The organism is Synechococcus sp. H55.7 (assembly GCF_047462395.1).
Classification (GTDB): domain Bacteria; phylum Cyanobacteriota; class Cyanobacteriia; order Thermostichales; family Thermostichaceae; genus Thermostichus.
The window spans coordinates 1-21,633 of sequence record NZ_JANSJD010000010.1; the positions used below are offsets into that span (position 1 = coordinate 1).

General features: G+C 60.2%; 21 protein-coding genes. 12 read left to right on the plus strand and 9 right to left on the minus strand.

Translation table 11 applies throughout. From position 1 onward, the window contains the following. Positions 1 to 169: 169 nt before the first annotated feature. The 3 genes from NW851_RS06330 to NW851_RS06340 all read left to right on the plus strand — a co-directional run bounded on the left by NW851_RS06330 (position 170) and on the right by NW851_RS06340 (position 4,079). Positions 170 to 1,810 carry a CocE/NonD family hydrolase gene (locus tag NW851_RS06330; RefSeq protein WP_414337325.1) on the plus strand — a complete coding sequence of 547 codons (1,641 nt, stop codon included), beginning with the start codon at positions 170 to 172 and terminating at the stop codon, positions 1,808 to 1,810. A 96-nt stretch (positions 1,811 to 1,906) separates the two neighbouring features. Beyond that, on the plus strand, positions 1,907 to 2,167 hold the full coding sequence (locus tag NW851_RS06335) for a DUF6761 family protein (RefSeq protein ID WP_414333553.1): 261 nt from the start codon (positions 1,907 to 1,909) through the stop codon (positions 2,165 to 2,167). An 88-nt stretch (positions 2,168 to 2,255) separates the two neighbouring features. Next, positions 2,256 to 4,079 carry a hypothetical protein gene (locus NW851_RS06340; protein ID WP_414337326.1) on the plus strand — a complete coding sequence of 608 codons (1,824 nt, stop codon included), beginning with the start codon at positions 2,256 to 2,258 and terminating at the stop codon, positions 4,077 to 4,079. Between the two features lie 135 nt (positions 4,080 to 4,214). On the opposite strand, the gene NW851_RS06345 is transcribed toward NW851_RS06340, so the two are convergent. Then, positions 4,215 to 4,853: a Crp/Fnr family transcriptional regulator gene (locus NW851_RS06345; RefSeq protein ID WP_414333557.1), complete on the minus strand. Its 639-nt coding sequence runs from the start codon at positions 4,851 to 4,853 to the stop codon at positions 4,215 to 4,217. A 330-nt stretch (positions 4,854 to 5,183) separates the two neighbouring features. On the opposite strand from NW851_RS06345, the gene atpC reads away from it, so the two are divergent. Both atpC and NW851_RS06355 read left to right on the plus strand, forming a co-directional pair. After that, entirely contained in the window at positions 5,184 to 5,591 is a 408-nt protein-coding gene (atpC, locus tag NW851_RS06350) for an ATP synthase F1 subunit epsilon (RefSeq protein WP_414333559.1), read from the plus strand. A gap of 103 nt (positions 5,592 to 5,694) precedes the next feature. After that, the gene (locus NW851_RS06355) at positions 5,695 to 6,225 is read left to right on the plus strand and encodes a heavy metal-responsive transcriptional regulator (RefSeq protein WP_414333560.1); all 531 of its coding nucleotides are present in this window, start codon (positions 5,695 to 5,697) and stop codon (positions 6,223 to 6,225) included. On the opposite strand, the gene glmS is transcribed toward NW851_RS06355, so the two are convergent. Then, complete coding sequence (gene glmS, locus NW851_RS06360; protein WP_414337327.1) at positions 6,186 to 8,033, minus strand: glutamine--fructose-6-phosphate transaminase (isomerizing); 1,848 nt, start codon at positions 8,031 to 8,033, stop codon at positions 6,186 to 6,188. The genes NW851_RS06355 and glmS overlap by 40 nt on opposite strands. Between glmS and NW851_RS06365 the strand changes: the two genes are divergently transcribed. Continuing rightward, entirely contained in the window at positions 8,023 to 8,172 is a 150-nt protein-coding gene (locus NW851_RS06365; protein WP_414337328.1) for a hypothetical protein, read from the plus strand. The two genes, glmS and NW851_RS06365, sit on opposite strands and share 11 nt — an antisense overlap. Here the strand turns inward: NW851_RS06365 and NW851_RS06370 are convergent. The 7 genes from NW851_RS06370 to rplI form a co-directional block, all read right to left on the minus strand. Beyond that, a complete protein-coding gene (locus NW851_RS06370; RefSeq protein WP_414337329.1) occupies positions 8,169 to 9,395 on the minus strand; it encodes an MlaD family protein in 1,227 nt (408 codons plus the stop codon). The genes NW851_RS06365 and NW851_RS06370 overlap by 4 nt on opposite strands. Next, positions 9,395 to 10,249 carry an ABC transporter ATP-binding protein gene (locus tag NW851_RS06375; RefSeq protein ID WP_414337330.1) on the minus strand — a complete coding sequence of 285 codons (855 nt, stop codon included), beginning with the start codon at positions 10,247 to 10,249 and terminating at the stop codon, positions 9,395 to 9,397. The genes NW851_RS06370 and NW851_RS06375 overlap by 1 nt, the downstream gene beginning before the upstream one ends. Before the next feature lie 240 nt (positions 10,250 to 10,489). After that, positions 10,490 to 11,332: a TerC family protein gene (locus tag NW851_RS06380; RefSeq protein ID WP_414337331.1), complete on the minus strand. Its 843-nt coding sequence runs from the start codon at positions 11,330 to 11,332 to the stop codon at positions 10,490 to 10,492. A gap of 249 nt (positions 11,333 to 11,581) precedes the next feature. After that, positions 11,582 to 12,391: a nickel pincer cofactor biosynthesis protein LarB gene (gene larB / locus NW851_RS06385; RefSeq protein WP_414337332.1), complete on the minus strand. Its 810-nt coding sequence runs from the start codon at positions 12,389 to 12,391 to the stop codon at positions 11,582 to 11,584. A gap of 20 nt (positions 12,392 to 12,411) precedes the next feature. Next, on the minus strand, positions 12,412 to 13,308 hold the full coding sequence (locus tag NW851_RS06390) for a universal stress protein (RefSeq protein WP_414337333.1): 897 nt from the start codon (positions 13,306 to 13,308) through the stop codon (positions 12,412 to 12,414). A 117-nt stretch (positions 13,309 to 13,425) separates the two neighbouring features. Then, positions 13,426 to 15,201, minus strand: a complete 1,776-nt coding sequence (dnaB, locus tag NW851_RS06395) for a replicative DNA helicase (RefSeq protein ID WP_414337384.1) — start codon at positions 15,199 to 15,201, stop codon at positions 13,426 to 13,428. A gap of 111 nt (positions 15,202 to 15,312) precedes the next feature. Then, a complete protein-coding gene (rplI, locus tag NW851_RS06400) occupies positions 15,313 to 15,777 on the minus strand; it encodes a 50S ribosomal protein L9 (protein ID WP_414333571.1) in 465 nt (154 codons plus the stop codon). Positions 15,778 to 16,180: 403 nt separating this feature from the next. Here rplI and pstS point away from each other — a divergent pair, with 403 nt between their 5' ends. The 6 genes from pstS to NW851_RS06430 all read left to right on the plus strand — a co-directional run bounded on the left by pstS (position 16,181) and on the right by NW851_RS06430 (position 21,457). Beyond that, complete coding sequence (gene pstS, locus NW851_RS06405; protein ID WP_414333573.1) at positions 16,181 to 17,257, plus strand: phosphate ABC transporter substrate-binding protein PstS; 1,077 nt, start codon at positions 16,181 to 16,183, stop codon at positions 17,255 to 17,257. Positions 17,258 to 17,281: 24 nt separating this feature from the next. After that, a complete protein-coding gene (gene pstC / locus NW851_RS06410) occupies positions 17,282 to 18,250 on the plus strand; it encodes a phosphate ABC transporter permease subunit PstC (protein ID WP_414333575.1) in 969 nt (322 codons plus the stop codon). A 6-nt stretch (positions 18,251 to 18,256) separates the two neighbouring features. Beyond that, positions 18,257 to 19,156 (plus strand): phosphate ABC transporter permease PstA, encoded by a 900-nt coding sequence (gene pstA, locus NW851_RS06415; RefSeq protein WP_414333577.1) that lies wholly within the window; start codon positions 18,257 to 18,259, stop codon positions 19,154 to 19,156. 66 nt (positions 19,157 to 19,222) lie between these two features. Next, entirely contained in the window at positions 19,223 to 20,050 is an 828-nt protein-coding gene (pstB, locus tag NW851_RS06420; RefSeq protein ID WP_414333579.1) for a phosphate ABC transporter ATP-binding protein PstB, read from the plus strand. Positions 20,051 to 20,160: 110 nt separating this feature from the next. Then, entirely contained in the window at positions 20,161 to 20,988 is an 828-nt protein-coding gene (locus NW851_RS06425; protein ID WP_414333580.1) for a TlyA family RNA methyltransferase, read from the plus strand. A 43-nt stretch (positions 20,989 to 21,031) separates the two neighbouring features. After that, positions 21,032 to 21,457, plus strand: coding sequence for a hypothetical protein (locus NW851_RS06430; protein WP_414337334.1), 426 nt, complete (start codon positions 21,032 to 21,034; stop codon positions 21,455 to 21,457). Positions 21,458 to 21,633: the final 176 nt, after the last annotated feature.

Consider the following 21,633-nt stretch of genomic DNA (forward strand, 5'->3'; position numbering starts at 1 on the left):
GGGCAGAAGAAGAGACAAAAGCTCTGCTGTCAAGCGGGTGAGGAAACCCCACCCGCCTGCGCGGTGGGGTAGTTCATAATGCTTCTATCTCCCGGAATTTTCTATCGAAGAGCTCTCCAGGGATCCCTGTGCCTAGTTCTTCGGCAAATTTCGCTGACCTTACCCAACCATGCTGCCTGTGCGCCCCCGCGAAACCGTCTCCATGTTCACCCGCGACGGGATCCAACTGGATGCGGATGTCTATCGCCCAGAAGGCGGGGGGAGCTACCCGGTCTTGCTGATGCGGCAGCCCTACGGGCGGGCCATTGCCTCGACGGTGGTGTACGCCCATCCGCGCTGGTATGCGGCCCATGGCTATATCGTTGTCATCCAGGATGTGCGGGGGCGGGGCACCTCCAAGGGCTCCTTCTACCCCTTCCGCCACGAAGCTGAAGATGGGTTTGACGCGGTCAACTGGGCGGCTGCTTTGCCAGGGAGCAACGGTGTGGTGGGCATGTACGGCTTTTCTTACCAGGGCATGACCCAACTCTATGCGGCCTCCAGCCGTCCCAGCGCCTTGAAGGCCATCTGCCCGGCGATGTTGCCCTACGATCTCTACGCTGATGCCGCCTACCCGGGGGGAGCCTTTGCCTTCTCCAACAACCTCAGTTGGGCGCTGCAACTGGAAGCTGAGGGAGCCCGCCGGCGGGGAGAGGCCAACGCTTACCAGGCCCTCTTCAAAGCCTCCCGCAACTTGCCCCTCTACGATCCCATCCCCCTCAAGCCGGGCGTGCTGCAGCAATACGCGCCCCAGTCCTACTACTTCGACTGGCTGGAGCACAGCGAACCCGACGACTACTGGCGCCAGCTCTCCCCTCGGCTAGAGGTGGTGGATCTGCCGATGTTGCACATTGGCGGCTGGTTTGACAGCTATCTGAGTGGCAGCCTACGCCTCTACAGGGAGATGAGTGCCCGCAGCCAAAACCCGCAACACCTGATCATCGGCCCTTGGGCCCACCTGCCGTGGGGGCGCAGGGTGGGGGCGCTGGACTTTGGCCCCGAGGCCGTCAGCCCCATCGATCGGCTGCAGGTGCGCTGGTTTGACCAGTTCCTCAAAGGCAAGGACACCGGGATCCTCCAGGAGCTGCCGGTGCGCCTATTCGAGATGGGAGCCAACCGCTGGCGCAGCTTAGAGGCCTGGCCCACCCCGGAGCCAAAAGCTTTTTACCTGCACAGCACCGGCCTGGCTGCCCTCTCCGAACTTGAGGGATCCCTCCGCCCGGAACCCCCACTGAGGCAACAGTCGGATACTTTTGTTCACGATCCCTGGCGACCGGTGCCGGCTTTGGGGGGTCACCTGGTTTATCCTGCCGGGCCGCAAGAGCGCTCTGCCCTCGACTGCCGCACCGATGTTCTCACTTACACCACTCCCCCTCTGGAAACCGACCTCCTCCTGGCGGGGGATATCACGGCAGAGCTCTACGTCGAAGCCGACAGCCCCAGCTTGGATCTCTGCGCCGTGCTCTCCGTGGTCAGGCCGGACGGCCAGGTGTACAACTTTTCCCAGGGCTACCGTCGTCTGCAGGATCCCCAGCCCAATGCCCCCATCTCAATCCCCTGTCAGCCCGCCTGCATCCGCATTCCCCGCGGCCACGCCCTGCGTCTCAGCCTCAGTGCGGCCTGTTTCCCGGCCTATTCCGTCAATACAGGTACGGGGATGCGGGAAGAGCGGCTCATTGAGGCCCGCATTCTCACCCTTACTCTTCACAGCGGCGGCGACACCCCCTCACGGCTGTACCTTCCCATTGTCGAGGGGAGTTGGGGGGAGTAAAAGCTTAAGACCCTACAGCTTCCCATCCCTTCGCAACTCCTGATCACAAACAGATATCAAAAGTTAGGATAGAAACAAGCAGGGCAAGGGAACACCATGTTGCAAGACCCGAAGTTGATCCGGCATTATCAGGCTTTGACCGACGCGCTGGTGGACAGTTGGCATCGCGGCTATCGGCGCACCGACGAGCTGCGCCTGCTGGTGGATGGCTACCTGCTGGCTCTGCGAACTGGCAAGCAATTGCAGCCTTTTGAGATCTACCGCCTTGAAGACGAGGTCAACCGCTTCCTTTACGACCCGTCCAACTTCATGGAGCCGGAACTGGAGCGAGAGACGGAGCCGATGCGGGGTTATTGATACTGCATAGAGAGGGGCCGGGGGCGAGGGATCGAACGCCGCCAGGTGCCTGATAGGCTGGGAAAGATTCGGTTCATCATTCCAATCTATGGCGGTTTGGGATACGCTGGCAACTTCCCGGCGTCCGGCTCTGCTGGGATCCGGCCTGGGCTTGGGCATAGCCCTGATCCTCTGGTACGGGGTGCTTGGCTACCACGTGCTGCAGATGGGTATCTGGCTGCTAAGTATCCTGCTGGTGGGGCTGTATGTGGCCCAGTTTCCTCCGGCTCAGCTCCCTTGGGATCCGACGCGGCTGCGCTGGCGTCAGGAGCTGCTGCACCTGGGGCTGCTGGCGCTGGTCTTCGCCCCCATCTACCTCTACGACCTGGCCAACATCCCTTTTCAAATCAACACCGACGAGATCGTCATCACCTCCATGGCGCGGCGGGCCTCAGGAGTGCGCTACCCCGATATCTTTGGGCTGATGCCGGAGTATTTCTATTTTCCCCGCTTTATGTTCAGCCTCTTCGGCGGCCTGACGCGGCTGATGGGGGGAGTCACGCTGGTGAATGTGCGCACCGTGCATGCCGCCTTCGGGGTGATCACCACCCTGGTGGCCTACGGGTTTTTTCGCGCCTTCTGGGGATCCCAGCTGGCCTTGGCGGGGGCGATCCTCTTGGGATCCAACCACGCTCTGCTGGGCATCAGCCGCATGGCGATGCGAGAGAATCTGATTGTGCTGGTGGAGTGTGCAGCTCTAGCCTTGATCTTAAAGGGCGTGCGGGAAAAAAATCCCCTGCTTTTGTATTTGGGGGGAGGGGCAGCGGCCTTCTCCCTCTACGGCTATCTGCCGGGGCGGGTGGTCATCCTGCTGGGGTTGCTGTTTGGCGGCCTCTACCTGCTCCTGGGCCGGGAGGATCTGCAGGAGGGGAATAAGCAGGTCAACCCCGTTTGGGCCCTGGCCAAGCTGACGCTGCCGGCGGCGCTGGGTTTTTTTCTGGTGGCCGCACCTATCTTGGTGGCCACGGCTACTTCTCCGCCGGCCAGCACCGAGTATGCCCGCCAGCAATTTCTCTTTTTCCCGGAAGGGCGGGCGCTGCAGCAGATGTGGGTCAATGCGGCTACACCAGCCGAGGCGGTGTGGCGCAACATCCGCAACGGCCTGAGCATGTTTAACGACCCCGGCCAGCACGACCGGGGCTATATCTACCCCAACTATGGCCATGCCTTTGTGGATCCGCTGACGGGGGTTTTGCTCTGGCTGGGCTTGGGATCCGGCCTCTACCGCCTCTGGAAGGGGCGCAGCCAACCCCACGACTGGCTTTGTATGGGCAGTTTCCTATTTCTCTATCTGCTGTTTAGCTTGGCCATCACCAAAGCCCCCAACTATACCCGCCTGCTGGTGATCCTGCCCTTTGTAGCCTACCTAACCCTGGAAGGGATCCAGGCGCTGGTAGCTCTCCTGGGACGTTGGGGATCCTCAGGGAGGAAGTGGCTGCCGGCAGTGGCGATGGCGGGGGCAATCCTGGTGATCGGGGGATGGAACTTGGCGATTTTTGGGGATTTTGTCCACAAGGGGTGGACCCAGGGCAACGATGTGGGAGCCACCGGGCGCTACGTGGCAGCTCGACAAGGGGATCCCAACCACCGCTTTTACCTGGCAGCCAGCGCCGCCTACCCCTATTTCAGTTGGGGAGAGCCTATCTATTGGCAGAGTTGGATCCAATTTTTTGCCGGGCCGGGACAGCAGGTGCAGGTCTTTTCCCCTGAGGCCTTGCCCACCCAAGACCTACAGCCGCCGTTTACCCTGTTCCTGAACCAGGGGGTATGGGATCAGCAAGGGGCAGCGCTGCAGCGGCACTTTCCTCAAGGCCAGTTGCATCGGATCCCTGCCGAGCGAGGGCTGTGGGCCTTTGAAGTGGTGGATTCTTGAAACGCTGGGCCAGCCGACCGAACTCTGGGTTGAGCTGGCCTTAGCAAATCGGCAGCTCCCGAACAGGTATGTGCTGTGGTGGGACCAGTAACCCTAAGGCGATGAGGCTGGGAGAATCCTTGCCCTTTGGGGCTGTCAAGAGGCGTGCCCAAGCTTGATAACCAGGTGGCGGTTCTTGTCCACCGCGATCCAGCCTTGCTGGCGGAAACGGTTCAAAAGACGGGTGATGGTGACGCGGGTGGTGCCGATGGCATTGGCCAAGTCTTGGTGGGTAAGGCGCACCTGCAGGCGCACCCCCGTCGCCACCGGGGATCCCAACTCCACCGCCAATAGGGAGAGCAACTGGCGCAGCCGCTCTTCCACCCGCCGCCGCCCGGCTAGGGCCAGCAGCGCTTCGGTTTGGCGCAGCCGCCGCACCACCTGCTTGAGCAGCCCTTGGCTCAGGGTTGCTGAGGCTTCCACCTCGGCTGCCGACAGCCGCAACACGTCAACCGCCGTCAATGCCTTGGCCTGGTAGGGATCCAACATCGTCAGCGGGGATCCCAGCGGCATGGAGGGGCCGGCAAATCCCAACAGCGCCTCGCCGCCATTGGGATAGAGAGTCGTCAACTGTACCACGCCCCGACAGACGATCACCCATTCATCCGCAAACAAAGGGATAACCTGTCCAGGACTGTAGGGAGATAAGCTGCGGCCTCGGTAGAGATCTTCTAGTAGTTGACGCTCCCGTGTAGGCAGGCCGGCAGCAAAATGGCCGGGCATCGTTTCAGGCATAAACTGGCTCCGCTAGAGCAAACTGAGCACACTGGTCGTTGGGCTTTCTCCTGCGAACCCACAGCAGCGGGGTTGGCCATCAGTGCTGAGTTCACGGCAAGAGACAGGTGTTCCCGACAACACCATACCGCTTGCCTTCCCGACTGAAGTAAAGGCAAGGTTATGCCTAGGTTAAGTCTCGCTCACTATGCCGTTACAGGGGCGGGACATCATCCCGCTTCGCGAACGGTCTTGGGCTGCGCAGGGATCCCCCGACCGAAGTCGGCGGGAGTGTCGATGTGATCCAGTAGGATCTAAGGATGTCCAGCTCAAGCCTCTAGGAGATCTGCCGTGACGCTGATGGTTCGCGTGATTACTCCCGACCGCATCGTTTGGGATGCCCCCGCTGAGGAAGTGATCCTCCCTGCCACCTCAGGTCAATTGGGCATCCTCACCAACCATGCTCCTCTCTTAACTGCTATCGGCAATGGAGTCATGCGGGTCAAGGCCGGTGGCAAGTGGTCGGCCATTGCCGTGATGGGCGGATTTGCGGAAGTGGAAAATAACGAGGTAACCGTTCTGGTTAACCGCGCCGAGCGGGGAGAAAAAGTGGACAAGGCCGCAGCTCAGGCCCTCTTGGACGAAGCGAGCCAAGTTTTGAATACCAGCAGCGACAAGCAGGAGCGTTTGCAGGCCAAGTTGGATCAGCAGCGGGCCAGAGCCTTGATCCAAGCCGCCGAGATGGGCAGCAAAAGCTGAGGTATTCCCGCCTCTCTCAGCAGGAGCCAATTTGGTCTCGGCAGGGGATCCGGCTACGGGGCTGGCTTTGTTAAGCTGAAGCTTCTGGGGAGCTGGTGGTGCTATGTTCAGTCCTGCAATTGCCGTTCGCGTCAGCGGGACGGAATCCTTTAGCGCGTCGGCCAGCTTGAAGATTGGCCAGGTGGCAGCAGCGGCGGGGTTGCCGGTGCGCACGGTGCGCTACTACGAGTCGCTGGGCCTGCTGAAGCCAACGGTGCAGCGGTCGGAGTCCAGCTATCGCCTCTTCCATCCGGCAGTGCTGGGGCGGCTGGCCTTCATCCGCCGCTGCCAGAGCCTAGGGCTAAGCCTGGAAGAAATTGGCCAGATCCTGCAGCTCCACGACCAGGGGGAACAGCCCTGCCCGGAGATCCGCCAACACCTGCAGGAGAAGCTGCGTCAGATCGAAGAGCGGATAGCGGAGTTGCAAACTCTGAAAGGCCAAATTGAAAGCCTCCTCTCCGATTGGCGGATCCCAGCGGGATCTCCAGCCGAGGATGACGTGATCTGCCCGATTTTACAAAAGCCAGAGGCCGGCCCTGACAAGGTCGGCAGCCACTACTCGACGGTTACCGACTTGGCCAGGTTGCGGGGTTGATCCACATCGGCCCCGCGGCGCAGCGCCATGGCGTAGGCAAACAACTGCAGGGGGATGACATTTAAAACTGCCGACAACAGGGGTGTGGTGCTGGGCACCTCGATGACGTGGTCGGCCTTCTCCCTCACCTGGGTATCTTCTGGGTTGATCAGGGCAATCACCCGCCCTCCCCGCGCCTGTACCTGTTCGATGTTGGAGAGCATCTTCTCGTAGACGGGATCGCGGGTGGCAATACACACCACCGGCATGCGCTCGTCGATGAGGGCGATGGGGCCGTGCTTCATCTCCCCTGCCGGGTAGCCCTCCGCGTGGATGTAGCTGACCTCTTTCATTTTCAGGGCCCCCTCCAGGGCTATGGGGGCGTTGACCCAGCGGCCCAGGTAGAGCATGTCGGCGACGTGGTGGTACTGTTCCGCCAACTGGTCGTAGAGGGCGGCATCTTTCAGAAGCAGGCTGATCTTGCCCGGCAGCTCGATCAAAGCTTGCAGGTGGGATCGGATCTGGGCCGGGTTGAGGATCCCTTTGGCCTGGGCCAGTTGCAGGGCCAGCAGGTATCCCGCCACCAGCATGCCGGTAAATACCTTGGTGGAGGCGACGGCGATCTCCGGCCCGGCGTGAATGTAGAGAACTCCGGCATCCGCCAGGCGCGTGGCCTGGGATCCGATGGCGTTGACGATGGCCAGGGTGGGGATCCCTTGGGCGCGGGCCTCGCTCATGGCCGCCAGCGTATCGACGGTCTCGCCCGACTGGGTGAGGGCCACAAGCAGGCTGTGGGGGCGCAGCACCGGCTGGCGGTAGCGAAACTCGGAGGCATGATCCACCTGCACCGGGATGCGGGCCAGGCTCTCGATAAAGTACTTGAGCACCAGACAGGCGTGCCAGGCGGTGCCGCAGGCCACGGCATGAATCTGCTCCGTCTGGGCCAGTTGCGCCTCTGTTAGCGCCAGCTCCTCTAGAGTCACCCGCCCCTCTTCCAGATCCACCCGCCCCCGCAGCGTATCGGTGGTGGTGCGCGGCTGCTCGTAGATCTCTTTTTGCATGAAGTGCTTGTAGCCGCCCTTGGCCGCCGAGACGGGATCCCAGGCCACCGTGAGGGGGGTTTTGCGCAGCTCCTCGCCGCTGATGCGCAGGTAGCGCACGCTGGAGTCGGTGAGGATGGCCATCTCCCCATCTTCCAGAAACACCACCCTGCGGGTGTGGCGGACAATGGCGGGCAGATCCGAGGCAACGAAGTTCTCCCCCTCCCCTTCGCCGACGACCACAGCGCCGGCGTTGCCCAGGCGGGCGGCAATCAACCGATCCGGCGCCTCCCGATCCAAAGCCACCACGGCATTTCCCCCCCGCAGTTGCCCCATGACTTTGCCAAAGGCCGTCTCGAAGCAGCCCAGCTCCTCGGTGTAGAGGCCCAGCAGTTGGGCGATGACTTCGGTATCGGTTTGGGAGCGAAAGCCAACCCCTCGCCGCAGCAGCTCTTCCTTCAGCTCCAGGTAGTTCTCGACAATGCCGTTTTGGATGACCACGATGCGCCCGCGCGCGTCGCAGTGGGGGTGAGCATTTTCTTCGCTAACACCGCCGTGGGTGGCCCAGCGGGTGTGGCCAATCCCCACCTTGGCCGTGGGCATGTTGGCGGTAAGCTTCACCAGCAGGTTGTGCAGCTTGCCGGTGGCCCGCACGATCCTCAAGCCCTCTTCTGGATCCACCGTGGCAATGCCGGCAGAATCATAGCCCCGATATTCCAAAGTGCGCAGGCCCTCCAAGAGGATAGGAGCCGCCCACTGAAAGCCCACATAGCCGACAATGCCACACATTCCTCACACCTCAACCTCAGCCACGCCAGCGGTGCAAAGCACCCTATCCGCAAAGCCTACCCCAGCTTCCGGATCCCTTCAATGGCTTTTGCCGCCGCTGCGGGAGCAGACCTCGGCAGGGATCCTGGCTTCCTCCTAGGGAACGGGCTGCTGCTCCTCAAGGGCCAGGGCAAAAGAAACGGGCGCAAAACGGAAGCGATACTCTTGGGCTGCAGCAGGCTGGATCCCGTCTTCTGTTCGCGTAAGCGGGCCGGAGGCCTTAGGGGCGCTGGAGACCAAGTTGCTCAGCCCCAGCACCAGCTCTCGCAGGCCGCGGCGAAACTGGGGATCCCCCGTCAGCTCGTCGATATCGGCGGTGATCTTTTGCGCATTCTGGAAGGTGATGCGGGCCGAGTCCAGGGTTTGGCGCAAGGTCGCCAGGGTGCCCGGATCGTTGAGGTTGGCAGCAATCTGCTGCAGGTCTTCGGTAGCTTGGGACACGTTCTCCGCCGCCGCTCGCACCTCGGCCAGGATCTGGCGCACATCCGCCTGGAGTTGCGGATCCGTCAGCAGCGGGCGAACCGCGCTCGACATGGCTTGCAGATCGGCGCTCACCTGCTGGATATTTTCCAGGGCGGCACGGAGAGAGGTGCGGTTCTGTTCCACCAGAAGGGTGAACTGATCGGCAGCCGCTTGAAAACTGCGGGCCGTTCCTCTCACAGCCCCAGCCGCGTCTTGGATAGCCGTGGCAGCCGAGGTAAATTGCGACAAGTCCAGATCTTCCGTGCGCAGGGCTGCCACCTGCTTTTCCACGGTTTCGGAGAGATCGGCCACGCTGTTGGCGACGCGGGTGATCCCTTCTAGGGTGGCGTTGAGGGTAGCGAAGAACTCGTCGTTGTTGATGCGCGTTACCAGCCGATCCACCTGAACCAGCAACTGGCCGAAATCTACCCCCGGTGTGCCCTCCACCCTATCCCCAGCGCAGATGATTTGGCTGCGGTCGCAATCGGCTGCCAGCGGGGATCCCGCTGCCGGGGCATCGCGTCGGGGCAGGATGTCCATCACCGTCTCCCCCACCAACCCCGTCTGGGTGGTTACAAACAGGGCGTCGCGGGGGATGGCCAGCGGCTGGTCGATGGCCACCTGCACCTCCACTCGGGCCGCCTGGGGCAAAATCCGCTCCACCCGCCCCACGGCTACCCCCCGCAGCCGCACGCTGGAGCCTTCCGCCAGGCCAGATACGTTGGGATAGGTGACGGTAAACTGGAAGCCGCGGCTGCCGAAGCGCAGGTTGTAGATCCACAAGAACAGCCCGGCAAAGCCCAGCACCCCTGCCAGGATCAACAGGCCCACCGCCCCTTCTCGGATTGCTCGCGAACGCATCACACCTGCCCTGCCACTTGAATCGGCCCTTCTACGCTACCGCTGAAAAATTGCCGCACAAAGGGGTTGTCGCACGTTTCGATCTGCTGCACGGATCCCTCCCACTGCACCCGCCCCTGGGCCAAGAGCACGATGCGGTCGGTGGCGCGGTAGATAGTGCTGTGCTGGTGGGTCACCACAATGTAGCTCTCGCAAGCTTTTTTCACCTGCTGCAGATCCCGGATGAGGTCTTCAATCACTGTGGAAGCAATGGGATCCAGGCCCGCCGTGGGCTCGTCGTAGAGCAGCAGTTGCGGCTCGTCCTGGGGCAGAGAAGGGTCCTCCATAATAGCGCGGGCGAAGCTGGCCCGTTTGCGCATCCCCCCCGAGAGCTCCTCCGGCAGGCTGTTCTCCTTACCCGCCAGCCCCACTGCTTCCAGCTTGGCTGCCACCAGCTCCCGAATGCGTGCCCGCGGCAGCCGCGAGTGCTCGTAGAGCAAAAACCCGACGTTTTCCTCCACCGTCAGCGAGTCGAAAAGGGCCGCCTGCTGGAATACCATGCCTACCCGCAAGGGGGGAGTGCAGTGGCCGGCCTGAATCGCCGGCAGGGGGATGCCGCACCAGAGCACTTCGCCAGCGTCCGGCTCTGTCAAGCCAGCGATGATGCGCAACAGAGTTGATTTGCCAGTGCCGGAAGGCCCCACTAGCCCCAGAGCATCGCCCCGATGCACCTTCAGATCGACTTGGTCAAGTACCAGCGTGGTTCCAAAGCGCTTGGAAACCTGCCGTAGCTCCACCAAGGGTACGGGATCTCCCTTCCCCGCTCCAGACTGGGGTTGGGGACTCTCCGCCGGCGGCTGCTGTTGGCCGTTCATGCTGGTGCCAATGTCCTTTCTGAAGCACTTCGCCCAACACTTCCAGCAGAACTGCAAGGTCAGGGTGCCTCCCTCCCGTGGCTTGCGTTCCATTGCTAGTTTAAGAGCCGTCGCACTACGCGAACAACTTGCTGCTGTTGCCTCCAGCAGCCAAGGCTACGGAGCACCTGCCAGCCTTCGTCTCTTAGCCACCAGACCTCCCAGGTCCAGGGATCCGGAACAAGCTGTCCGTGAGGCCCCTTAGTCCGGCTGTAGCTCGGGAGCAGGCTCGGCCTCAGGCAGGGGGGCTAGGCTGGCAGGGATCCCTTCGGTCGGGTGCAACTCTCTGAGATCGGCCAGGGTCGGCTGCGGCTGTTCATCGGCTGCCGCGCAGGAGCTTGTACGCTGCGAAAAGCCCCAGACAAACAAAGGCAGCACAGCCACCACCATCCCCCATTCCGGGAGCTCAACTTGGGGGAAAAACACCTCCAGCAGCATGAGGCTTCCCACCAGGGCGATGATGGCAAAGGCAGCATCTTCTAGGCGGGAAAACTCATCCAGCCAGCGCAAAAACAAAGAGGCCATGTAGCGCATCAAGGTGATGCCGAGAATGCCGCCGAGGATGATCACCCAAGCCTTGCGGGAGACGCCCACCGAAGCGGCGATGCTGTCGAAAGAAAAGACTAGATCCGTTAGCTCTACCATCACCAGGGTTTGCCAAAAATTGGCCTGGCGGGTGAGATCCTGATCCTGGCCTTCTTCTTCTCCGCGAAAATGTTGCCAGGCCAGCCAGAGCAGGTAACAGGCCCCGAGAAACTGAGCGGGCGGATACTCCACCAGCCAAACCGCTGCAAACACAATGGCGATGCGAAAACCATAGGCACCGATAATGCCCCAGCGCAAAGCGCGATTTTGTTGCTGAGGAGTGGGCAAATGCTTGACCAAAGCCGCCAGGGCAACGGCGTTATCGGCGGAGAGGGCCGCTTCCAAAAACACCAGAGCCACCACCAAAAAGAGATCTGTCCAAGTGAAGGACTGAATTATCCCTTGAACAAAAGCCACAGTGGTATCTATTGCCTCAATTGACATAGCAGCAAGCTTCATGTAACCCGGTAAAAAATCGTTCGTTCAGTGCAGCTAACCCCAGACCGCTATCCCAGATCTATCGACAACCCCTTCCAGGAGATTTTTAGGGTCGTTGTCGTTGAGGAAGCGCCCCAAAGACACCTGACAAAAGATACCTGGAGAAGGGATCCATCCCTCAATTCTTGGCAACAGCCTCCCAGCGGAGAAATCCAAAACCCCAGCATGGCCCGAGTATAGCTTGTCCGGCTCAGGATCGTTTTACATTTCTTAACCTTCTCCTCCCTCAGGGGGGGCAGGCGAAGGCAATCGCGCCGCCAGCCGTTGTCCACAGCGTAGGATCTGGCCTGCCAAAATGGCCGCCCCAAAGCCATTGTCGATGTTCACCACTCCCACCCCCGCTGCACAAGAGTTAAGCATGGTCAGCAGGGCGGCCAAGCCCTGAAAACTGGCCCCGTAGCCAATGCTGGTGGGCACGGCGATCACCGGACAATCGGCCAAGCCGGCCACCACGCTGGCCAAGGCCCCCTCCATGCCCGCCACCACGATCAGCACATCGGCCTCCAGGGCGGCGCGGTGGTGCAACAGGCGATGGATCCCGGCCACCCCCACATCCCAGAGGCGCTTGACCGCAAACCCGCAAAGCTCGGCGGTGAGAGCGGCCTCTTCGGCTACCGGCACATCGGCGGTGCCGGCGGAGATCACGCTAATCTGGCCGGGATGGCGGATGGTCTGCTGGATCGGGATCCAGCACAGGCGGGCCACCTCGGAATACTGGGCCTGGGGCAAGCGGCAGCGGATCTGAGCGTACACCTGGGCCTCAACGCGGGTGGCCAAAGCCAGGGATCCCTGCCGGTGCAGCCGTTCCAGGATCTGGGCGATCTGCTCAGGGGTTTTGCCCGGCCCCCATACCGCTTCGGGAAAGCCGGTGCGTAAAGGACGGTGGTGATCCACATGGGCAAAGTCTCCCACCCTCTCGAAGGGCAAAAAGCGACAGGCTTGCAGGGCTTGCTCGGCAGAGAGCTGCCCTTGGGCCACCGCTTGGAACAGTTCCCACAAGGTTTGGGTTGGGTCGGGCATAGCAAGGGGATTGAGTAGCTCTACTGGGCCAAAGACCCGCGCGGGAAAAACAACACCGGATGCCAACTTTGCCGCAGGATCTCGCCGGTGAGGCTGCGAACCGACCACTCCCAAAAGGTCCCCACCCGTGGGGAGGCAGTGGCAATGGCGGTCATGTCCTCATCGGCAGCGGTGGCCAGGATCTCCTGAAGCGGGGATCCCACCCGTACCAGAGCCCGCACCTGCAGCGGCTGCACCTGCTCGTTCAACGGCCCGACTACCTGAGCCAAATCGGCCTCAGCCTTGCGTTTGAGCACCTCCACCGGCGTTCCCTGGTTGCGGCGGGCGCCGGGATCCACCACATAGAGCAGGGTAACCGATTGGCACTGGGAAGTCCCCGGCAGCAGTTGGCCGAGACGGCTGAGCAGTTGCCGGCGCGGCTCCTCAAAGTCAAAAGGCACCAGGAGAGAGCGAAATAGGTGGCGGCTGCGCAGGCGCAGCTCCTCGAGGGTAAAGACGGCCAGCAGTTGCGGGCGCATCACCAGCAGGGGGATGTTCAACCTAGGCAGCAGCTCCACGGTGGTGCTGCCAAACAGTTTTTCGGTGAGCAGGTTGTGGATCCCCATGCCGGTGATCAGCAGGTCGGAGCTGTAAGTTTGGATCCCTTTTAAAATCAGATCCACCGGCTGGCCCACCTGCACCAAAACCTTAGCCTCCAGCCCCTCCGGAATGGTGCCCAAAAGCTGGCGAAACTGGGCCTTCTTGGTTTCTATTTTGGGGGTGGGGTCTTCGGGAAGGCCGATATCGTCATCTTTCCAAATCAGGCTGTGCAAGAAAACAAGGCGTTGAATGCCGTTGCTGTGTAGGGCATCTAAGCACTTACCAAACCTTTGCAGGCCATCTTGGCAATCGGTTGCAATTAAAACGTTTTTAAACATGAGGGGATAAAAAGGGCAGTGGCCAAGCTCGGCTGAAGCTGTCAGCTATCCTAAGCTAACACCCCCCTGCCTTGCTCTTGGAATTGCCGGAGGAACCAGGCACCAGCGGGTTTGCCTTTAGCGATAGGGATCCGCCAGGTTGCGAAACTGGGTGTACTGGCTTTCAAACAAAAGGCGCACGGTGCCGGTGGGACCGTTGCGATGTTTGGCGATGATCACCTCGGCAATGCCGCGATCGCTGGTGTTGGGATCGTAGTACTCCGGGCGGTAGATCATCATCACCACATCGGCGTCCTGCTCGATGCTGTTGTGCACCAGCAGGCCGTTGGCCACAAAGTTGTGGTGGCGGGGCATTTCGATGTCGTAGACCGGCTGGGGCTCCCCCGGCTCGCTAATCGACACCACCGGATCCCAGATCAACCCTTCCTGTACCACCACCGCCACCTCCTCTTCCAGTTGCAGCTCGTCGAGGGGTTTCCATCCCTCTGACGTCAAGAAAGGATGGTTGCCGGTGGCGTGAATGGAGAAGTTGAGGCGGGTTTTCAAAAGACAGGTGGGCTGCCGGCCACTGCAAAACACCTTCACCGGCTGTTGAGGCACCAGGCGCCCGCGCCCGTTGAGGCTGAGCAGGCGGGGCAGTTCTGCTGAGGCTGGCAGGGCCGCCAGTTGTTCCAGCCGCCAGAGCTTGCCCCGATCCACGTCCATCACCTGGGTATCCCCCGCCAGGCAGCCGGATTCCCGCAGATCTGCCAGTTGCGGACGCTTATCGGAGCGCGACTCCACTGCCCGGCTGAGCTGAGAGAGCACCAGCACCGGCACCATCAGCTCTTTGGCCAGTGCCTTGAGGCCGCGGGTGATGCGCGACAGCTCCTGTACTCGGTTGTCGGCGGCGGATGCCTGCATCAGTTGCAAGTAGTCGATCAACACCAGCCCCAACGTTCCTCCTTGCTCCGCCTGCAAGCGCCGCGCCTTAGAGCGAATCTCCGTAACGGTGCAATCGGGAGTGTCGTCGATAAACAGGGGCAGTTGCGACAAAAAGCCAATCGCCTGCCCCAGACGCTGCCACTCGTGCTCGCTGATGCGCCCCGCGCGCAGGCGGCTGCTGTCGATGCGGGCCTCGCTGGCCAAAAGCCGCTGCACCAGTTGCTCCCGCGACATCTCTAGGCTGAAAATGGCCACCGGCTGCCTGACGTAGGCGGCTACATTTTGGGCAATATTAAGGGCCAAGCTGGTTTTCCCCATCGAGGGGCGACCGGCCAAGATCACCAGATCCGAGCGTTGCAGGCCCTGGGTCAGGTTGTCCAGGTCGATGAATTTGGTCGGGATCCCAGGGATCTGAGCCCCGCTCTGGAACTTCTCCTCCAAATCCGAGAAGATGTTCACCAAAACCTCAGAAGCAGGGATGAGGCTGCGCTGCACTCGCTCTTGGGTGAGGCCAAACACCTGCTGCTCCGCCTGATCCATCACCTGAGACAGGGGCTGGCTGGTGTCGTAGGCCAGACGAGCCAGGGTATTGCTCACCTGGATCAACTGGCGGCGCATGTATTTGTCCACCACCAGGCGGGCGTACTGGTCGATGTTGACGCTGCTAACCGTTTGCTCCAGCAGACGACGAATTGCCCCTGTCCCCCCCACCCGCTCCAGAAGGTGGTGATCCGCCAGCCAGGCAGAAACCGTCATCAGATCGGTGGGTTGGCCTTGGCCGTGCAGATGCAGGGCAGCCCGGTAAATCTCCTGGTGGGCCGAGAGGTAAAACATCTCGGGACGCAGGAACTCCACCACCCGCGCCAATGCCTCGGGATCGAGAAGAATAGCCCCCAGGATCTCCTCCTCAGCCTCTATGTTTTGAGGCGGAAGCCGATCCCCACCCGTCAAGTCGTAATCGCTAATCACCACAAGCCAGGATAGAAAAACCAACCCAGCCTCTCGGCCATACGCCCCAGAGCAACGGGCTCAGTGAGCATACCCGCCGGCCACAGAGCCTCTCTCCGCGGATCCCTGCTCTCAGTCAGGCGTGACCTGAATGCGCAGCGTAGCCGTTACTTCGGGGTGTAACTTGACCTGCACGGGGTAAACCCCGGTTTTTCTGATTTCTTCATTAAGCAGGATGTTGCGGCGATCGATATCGAGGCCGCTGGTAGCCAGCACCACCTCGGCAATGTCGCTGGTGGTCACCTGTCCGAAAAGCAGATCGTTTTCGCCTACCTTCTTGCGGATGACAAAGCGACCGATGGTCTCCAAAGCCTTTTTGTAGTTTTCCGCCTGCTGCTTCTCCGCCAATTTGCGGGCAGCTTCCTGCTCCCGGCGCATCTGCTGCTCCTTGAGAAGCCCAGGTGTAAGCCGCACCGCCATCTGCCGCGGGAAAAGGTAGTTGCGGGCATAGCCAGGCTTGACGCTCACCACCTCTCCGGGGCTGCCCAAGCCAGGGATCGCCTGGCGCAGCACAACTTGCACATTGCGTTTAGACATGGAGGAAAGCACTGATTTTCTCGACAGCCTTTCATTCTAAGCATTTGCCAAGCTGATGTCAGCCCAAAGAGCTCGGAAAACTCAGCCGGCCCCAGAGCCCAGCCGTAGGCCTTTGAATCCGGGGGTCTTCACGCCGCGTTTCTTCGATCGATGGTGTTCTCCGCTGCAAGGGATCCCTGGAAAGAGCGACAAGGGGGGCTAGCTGTAGTCAGAAATAACCTGATTTTAACCTCGCGTTAACCAAAAAGGATGAACGTTATATTACATTAACGACAAGAACCAGAGTGGCAAGGATCTTTAACAGGATCCCTTGTTTTTTGAGATCAGCCCGGCTTGAGCAGGTTCTGAGGTTAGAGCACTCAGAGTTGGATCGAGACACCATCTTCATCTGGGAGATTTCTGTATGTTGATGCTGCGCTCCTTGGGACGTCGTTCTTTCCTGAAGTCTGTCTCTGCCACTGTTGCTGGGTTTGCGGCCAGCCAGGCAAATTGGCAGCGGGTATTTGCTCAGCAGACCGTAACCATCAACGGCGCTGGAGCTACTTTCCCGGCTCCCATCTACCAAACTTGGGCTCAGGAATTTGGCAAGAAAAACCCTAACATCCAAGTCAACTATCAGTCGGTGGGGAGCGGTGCCGGGCGGCGGCAATTTGTGGCTCGCACTGTCGATTTCGGCGCCAGCGACAGTGTGCCCCGTCCCGAAGAGATCAGCCAGATCGAGAGTGAAGCCAACCCTCCCAAGGGCATGGTGGCCGTGCCGATGGTGGGGGGGGCAGTGGTGCCAGCCTACAACATCCCCGGCGTGGGCCCCGAAATTCGCCTCTCTCGCCTGGCGCTGGTGAATATCTTCTTGGGCAAAATTAAGAACTGGAACGATCCGCTGCTGGCCGGCCTTAATCCAGGGGTGACTCTCCCGGATTTGCCGATTACCGTTGTGCACCGCTCCGACGGCAGCGGCACCACCGACATCTTTACCACCCACCTCAACGCCATTAGCCCGGAATGGCGGCAAAAAGTGGGTCGTGGCTCTTCCGTGAACTGGCCAACCGGGGTGGGAGCTCGCGGTAACGAAGGCGTTTCCGAGCAGATTAAGCAGATCCCTGGCGCGATCGGCTATGTAGAGTTCGGCTTCGCCAAGCTCAACAACCTGAACATCGCTCGCCTGGAAAACCGGTCGGGCAAGTTCGTCACCCCCAAAGTTGAGACGGAGCAGGCAGCGCTGGCCAAAATCAAGCTCGACGAGCGGCTGTTGGGGGTTGACCCGGATCCCGCCGGGGAAGACTCCTACCCCATTGTGGGCTACACGTGGATCTTGGCCTACAAAGTCTACCCCAAAGCTGAAACCTCCAAAGCTGTCAAGGAGTTTCTCCGCTACGGCCTCACGGAAGGGCAATCCTTCGCGGAGCCGCTGGGCTATGTGCCCTTGCCGGAAGAAACGCGGCAGAAAGCTCTGGCTGCTCTGGAAAACATCACGCCGTAGAAGTTTGTACCCCCCACCCGGCAGATGACTACTACTTTTTCGGAGAGCAGTTCTCTATTTCGGCCCCGGCCCGTCTTCCAGCGCCGGCGCGACTGGTTGTTCATCTGGGCAACGCGGATTGCCGTCTTTTTCTCGGCTTTGCTGCTGTTGTGGATTGCCCTGGAGATTGGGATTCAGTCGCTACCTGCCATTCAGAAGTTCGGGCTGGGCTTTCTCTGGGGCACCACCTGGGATCCTGTTGAGAACAACTACGGCGCTTGGCCCCAGATCTACGGCACCCTGGTGACTTCTCTGATTGCCCTGATCGTGGGCGTTCCTTTTAGCTTCGGCATCTCCATCTTTTTGAGCGAGGACTTTTTGCCCAAGTCTTTGCGCACAGTCTTGATCATCGTGGTGGAGCTGCTGGCAGCCATTCCCAGCGTGGTCTACGGCATTTGGGGGTTGTTTATCTTCATTCCCTTCTTTCGCCCGATTCAGATGTTCTTGTTCCAGAACTTCAGGTGGTTGCCCATTTTCAGTACGCCACCGGTGGGGCCGGGGATGCTGACGGCAGGGGTTGTCTTGGGGATCATGATCATCCCCATCATCACTGCCATTGCCAGGGAAGTGCTGGTGGCCGTTCCGCCGGAGTTGCGGGCGGCTGCCTATGCGATGGGGGCCACTCGCTGGGAAGCCATCTTTGGTGTTGTGCTGCCGGCGGCCATTGGCGGCATGCTGGGGTCGGTGGTTTTGGGTTTGGGACGTGCCTTGGGGGAGACGATGGCAGTGGCGATGTTGATCGGCAATGCCCGCGGTATTAGCGTCTCGCTCCTAGCTCCTGCCAGCAACATCCCAGCCCTGTTGGCCAACGAGTTTGCAGAAGCAGGCCCTGAGCAGGTGGCAGCGCTCATGTATGTGGCCTTGATTTTGTTGGCCATCACTCTGGTAGTTAACATTGCGGCGGAGCTGATGATACGCCGTGTCAAGTTCGCGTTGACAGCTTCGCGGGAGTAGAGGAACATGACGACGCAAGTTCAGGCGGTAGAGCAAGGCAATTTGTTCAAGCGCAGAGCAAAGTCCTGGCGGCGCGTCTTCTTGGATGTAGGAATGACAGCGCTGACAGTTTTCTCCAGCATCTTTGCCATTTTCGTGCTGGTTCTCATCCTCTACTATGTTTTCACCAGAGGCATCGAGCGCTTGAACTGGCAAGCGCTGACCCAACTTCCCCCTCCTCCCGGCGATCAGGTGGGGGGATTTGGCAATGCGGTGCTGGGGACGGTTATTGTGGTGTCGATTGCTATCGCCATCACCTTCCCCATCGGACTGTTTGCTGCCATCTATCTCTCGGAGTTTGGCCAAAACAGCCCCACAGCTTCCTTTCTGCGCTTCATCATCAAGGTGTTGACGGGGGTTCCCTCTATCATTGCCGGGGTGTTTGCCTACGGGGTGCTGGTGCTCTCCACCAAGACCTTCTCCGCCCTTTCCGGCGGGATGGCTCTATCGGTGTTGACTCTGCCCATCATTATCTTGTCTTGTGAAGAGGCGCTGCGCCTGGTGCCGGCAGATACGCGGGCTGCTGCCTATGCGTTGGGAGCTTCGCGGGTACAGACGGTGTTTCGCGTGGTGTTGCCGGCAGCTCTGCCGGTGATCCTGACGGGGGTGACGTTGGCCATTGCCCGCGCTGCGGGTGAGACAGCGCCTCTGATCTTCACTGCTTTGTTTAGCTTCCTCTGGCCCAGCGGTCTGTTAAAGCCAGTAGCCTCACTGGCTGTGTTGATCTACAACTTTGCCCTCGTTCCTTTTGAAAACCAGCAGAAGATCGCCTGGGGAGGGGCTTTGGCTCTGGTGATTTTGGTGTTGATCACCACAGTCAGTTTCCGGCTCATCGTCAGTCGTCGGCAGGAAACCATCACCATCTAATCCCTCTCACCTGTTGCTTTAACCCAATCTAGGCTTTGCAGTGACGTTATCTCCTTCGGTACTCCTATGCGCTCTCCACTCTCTGACAAGTCCGGCTCTCCTGAGAAATCCACCCGTTTGGAGGTTGAACTAGAGACGCGGGATTTGAGCGTCTACTACGGCTCCCACCTAGCGGTCAAGCAGGTTTCCCTGAAGATCCCGAAAAATCACATCACAGCCTTCATTGGCCCCTCAGGCTGCGGCAAGAGCACCATCTTGCGCTGCTTCAACCGCATGAACGATCTCATCCCGGGAGCAAGGGTAGAAGGCTCGGTCATTTTTCACGGAAAAAATATCTACGACCCCGATGTGGATCCCTCTGAGGTGCGCCGGCGGGTTGGCCTGGTGTTTCAGAAGCCCAACCCCTTCCCCAAATCTATCTACGACAACATTGCCTTTGGGCCACGGATCAACGGCTATCAGGGGGATCTGGACGAGCTGGTGGAGCGTGCGTTGCGCCAGGCCGTTCTCTGGGATGAGGTGAAAGATAAGTTAAAGCTGAGCGGTCTTTCCCTCTCCGGCGGACAACAGCAGCGCCTCTGCATTGCCCGCACCTTGGCCATTCAGCCGGAAGTGATCCTGATGGACGAGCCCTGCGCCTCGCTGGATCCGATCTCCACGCTGCGCATTGAGGAGCTGCTTAAGGAATTGGGGCGTCGCTACACGATCATCATCGTCACCCACAACATGCAGCAGGCGGCGCGGGTCTCTGACTTTACGGCTTTCTTTAACACCGAGGTGGACGACGAAGGGGTTCGCTACGGACGCATGGTGGAGTTCGACCGCACCGAGAAGATCTTCAACTCTCCCGTCAATCGCGAGACGGAAGAATACGTGAGCGGACGCTTTGGCTAATCCCTCGCCAATTTCTGCTGGCGCCAAGCCAGATCTGGTCGAGAGGGATCCCGCTCTCCTATCCTGAGAAATTGGAAAATCGGGTAGGAGCTGTTAACAGCAGTAGTGAGATGGCCGAGCGGGTGCGCCTGGATAGCTGGTTGGTGGAGCGGGGATATTTCTCTTCCCGCCAGCAGGCCCAGCGCGCCATCCTCGCAGGCGAAGTTCTCCTCAATGGGGTGCGGGCGGAGAAGGCTGGAGCCTGGGTGAGCGGGGATCCCGTAATCCACATCCAGTGTAAGCCTGCTTTTGTCTCGCGAGGGGGAGAAAAGCTGCAGGGGGCGCTGCAAACCTTCTCTGTTCAGGTGCAGGGCCGTATTTGTTTGGATGCGGGCATCTCCACGGGGGGCTTTACCGATTGCCTACTCAAACAGGGGGCCCAGCGGGTCTATGGGGTGGATGTGGGCTATGGGCAGTTGGCCTGGTCTTTGCGAACCGACCCGCGGGTGATCCTCAAAGAACGAACCAACTTGCGCCACCTGCAGCCGGCCGATCTCTACGGAACCGAGGTGCCCACCCCAAGCTGGGCGGATCTGGCGGTGGTGGATCTCTCTTTTATTTCCCTAACCAAGGTGTTAGATCCTTTGTGGAAGCTGTTGCGGTCGCCGCGGGAGGCTCTGCTGCTGGTCAAGCCCCAGTTTGAGGCGGGCCGAGGCCAGGTGGGCAAAAAGGGAGTCGTGCGGGATCCGGCCATCCATGCCCGCGTGCTGCAGACGGTGATGCAGGCGGCAGTGGCCCGCGGCTGGCAGGTGCAGGGCTATACCTGGTCGCCCATCACCGGCCCTGCCGGCAACATCGAGTACTGGCTCTGGCTGGCGGAAGGAGAAGGGATCCCTCTCCCCGACACCGGTGCGCTACAACAGATGGGCGAACAGGCAAGAATAGCCTTGCACCCATAAAGCAGCACATTTGTCAATACGTCATTATGCTCAATTGAGAACGATGAGCGCAGCCATTGAAGAATTGTTTCAGGAAGGGATCCGGCGCTACGAGGCGGGGGAAGCAGCCAAGACGCTGATCCCTTCCTTTGAGGCTATCTGTAAGGGATCCCCGAAGGCGGCAGCAGCCTGGACTTGCCTGTCTTGGCTCTATCTTTTGGAGGGGCAAGCGGAAAAAGCCCTGAAAGCCGCCCAAACTGCCGTGAAGCTGGATCCGGTGGACGCCCAGCCGCGGGTGAACTTGACTTTGGCGATGCTGGAGCTGAAAAAAACGGGGGTACGCCAGCAGGTGGAGACCATCAAGCAAATCTTGGCGCGGGATCCCGAGCAGATCGAGGGGGTCAAATCCAACTTGGCAGAGGGAGGGAAGCGCCGTCCCCCTTGGCCTCACCTGAGCAAGATGCACCAGTGGCTATTTGAAGAAAATTAGGCAGGCTTGACCCAATTTTGCAACAAGAATTTAGAAAAATCTAGAGCTTGTCAATTTAATCTGCAACTTTTAACAATATTCTCATAGGGTTGGTGCTAGACTTCTCTTACCAAATCGCAAGACGGTATTTATTCACCGCTGTGAGCTAGCTTGCATCACACCCAAGCCTATGGATT

Bases quoted from the DNA above. Each gene is read 5' to 3' on its own strand.
- pstA (WP_414333577.1), top strand. From the start codon at position 18,257: ATGACGACGCAAGTTCAGGCGGTAGAGCAAGGCAATTTGTTCAAGCGC.
- NW851_RS06335 (WP_414333553.1), top strand. From the start codon at position 1,907: ATGTTGCAAGACCCGAAGTTGATCCGGCATTATCAGGCTTTGACCGAC.
- NW851_RS06340 (WP_414337326.1), top strand. From the start codon at position 2,256: ATGGCGGTTTGGGATACGCTGGCAACTTCCCGGCGTCCGGCTCTGCTG.
- pstS (WP_414333573.1), top strand. From the start codon at position 16,181: ATGTTGATGCTGCGCTCCTTGGGACGTCGTTCTTTCCTGAAGTCTGTC.
- pstB (WP_414333579.1), top strand. From the start codon at position 19,223: ATGCGCTCTCCACTCTCTGACAAGTCCGGCTCTCCTGAGAAATCCACC.
- NW851_RS06330 (WP_414337325.1), top strand. From the start codon at position 170: ATGCTGCCTGTGCGCCCCCGCGAAACCGTCTCCATGTTCACCCGCGAC.
- NW851_RS06345 (WP_414333557.1), bottom strand. From the start codon at position 4,853: ATGCCTGAAACGATGCCCGGCCATTTTGCTGCCGGCCTGCCTACACGG.
- larB (WP_414337332.1), bottom strand. From the start codon at position 12,391: ATGCCCGACCCAACCCAAACCTTGTGGGAACTGTTCCAAGCGGTGGCC.
- pstC (WP_414333575.1), top strand. From the start codon at position 17,282: ATGACTACTACTTTTTCGGAGAGCAGTTCTCTATTTCGGCCCCGGCCC.
- NW851_RS06365 (WP_414337328.1), top strand. From the start codon at position 8,023: ATGCCACACATTCCTCACACCTCAACCTCAGCCACGCCAGCGGTGCAA.
- NW851_RS06390 (WP_414337333.1), bottom strand. From the start codon at position 13,308: ATGTTTAAAAACGTTTTAATTGCAACCGATTGCCAAGATGGCCTGCAA.
- NW851_RS06430 (WP_414337334.1), top strand. From the start codon at position 21,032: ATGAGCGCAGCCATTGAAGAATTGTTTCAGGAAGGGATCCGGCGCTAC.
- glmS (WP_414337327.1), bottom strand. From the start codon at position 8,033: ATGTGTGGCATTGTCGGCTATGTGGGCTTTCAGTGGGCGGCTCCTATC.
- NW851_RS06370 (WP_414337329.1), bottom strand. From the start codon at position 9,395: ATGCGTTCGCGAGCAATCCGAGAAGGGGCGGTGGGCCTGTTGATCCTG.
- NW851_RS06355 (WP_414333560.1), top strand. From the start codon at position 5,695: ATGTTCAGTCCTGCAATTGCCGTTCGCGTCAGCGGGACGGAATCCTTT.
- NW851_RS06425 (WP_414333580.1), top strand. From the start codon at position 20,161: ATGGCCGAGCGGGTGCGCCTGGATAGCTGGTTGGTGGAGCGGGGATAT.
- NW851_RS06380 (WP_414337331.1), bottom strand. From the start codon at position 11,332: ATGAAGCTTGCTGCTATGTCAATTGAGGCAATAGATACCACTGTGGCT.
- rplI (WP_414333571.1), bottom strand. From the start codon at position 15,777: ATGTCTAAACGCAATGTGCAAGTTGTGCTGCGCCAGGCGATCCCTGGC.
- NW851_RS06375 (WP_414337330.1), bottom strand. From the start codon at position 10,249: ATGAACGGCCAACAGCAGCCGCCGGCGGAGAGTCCCCAACCCCAGTCT.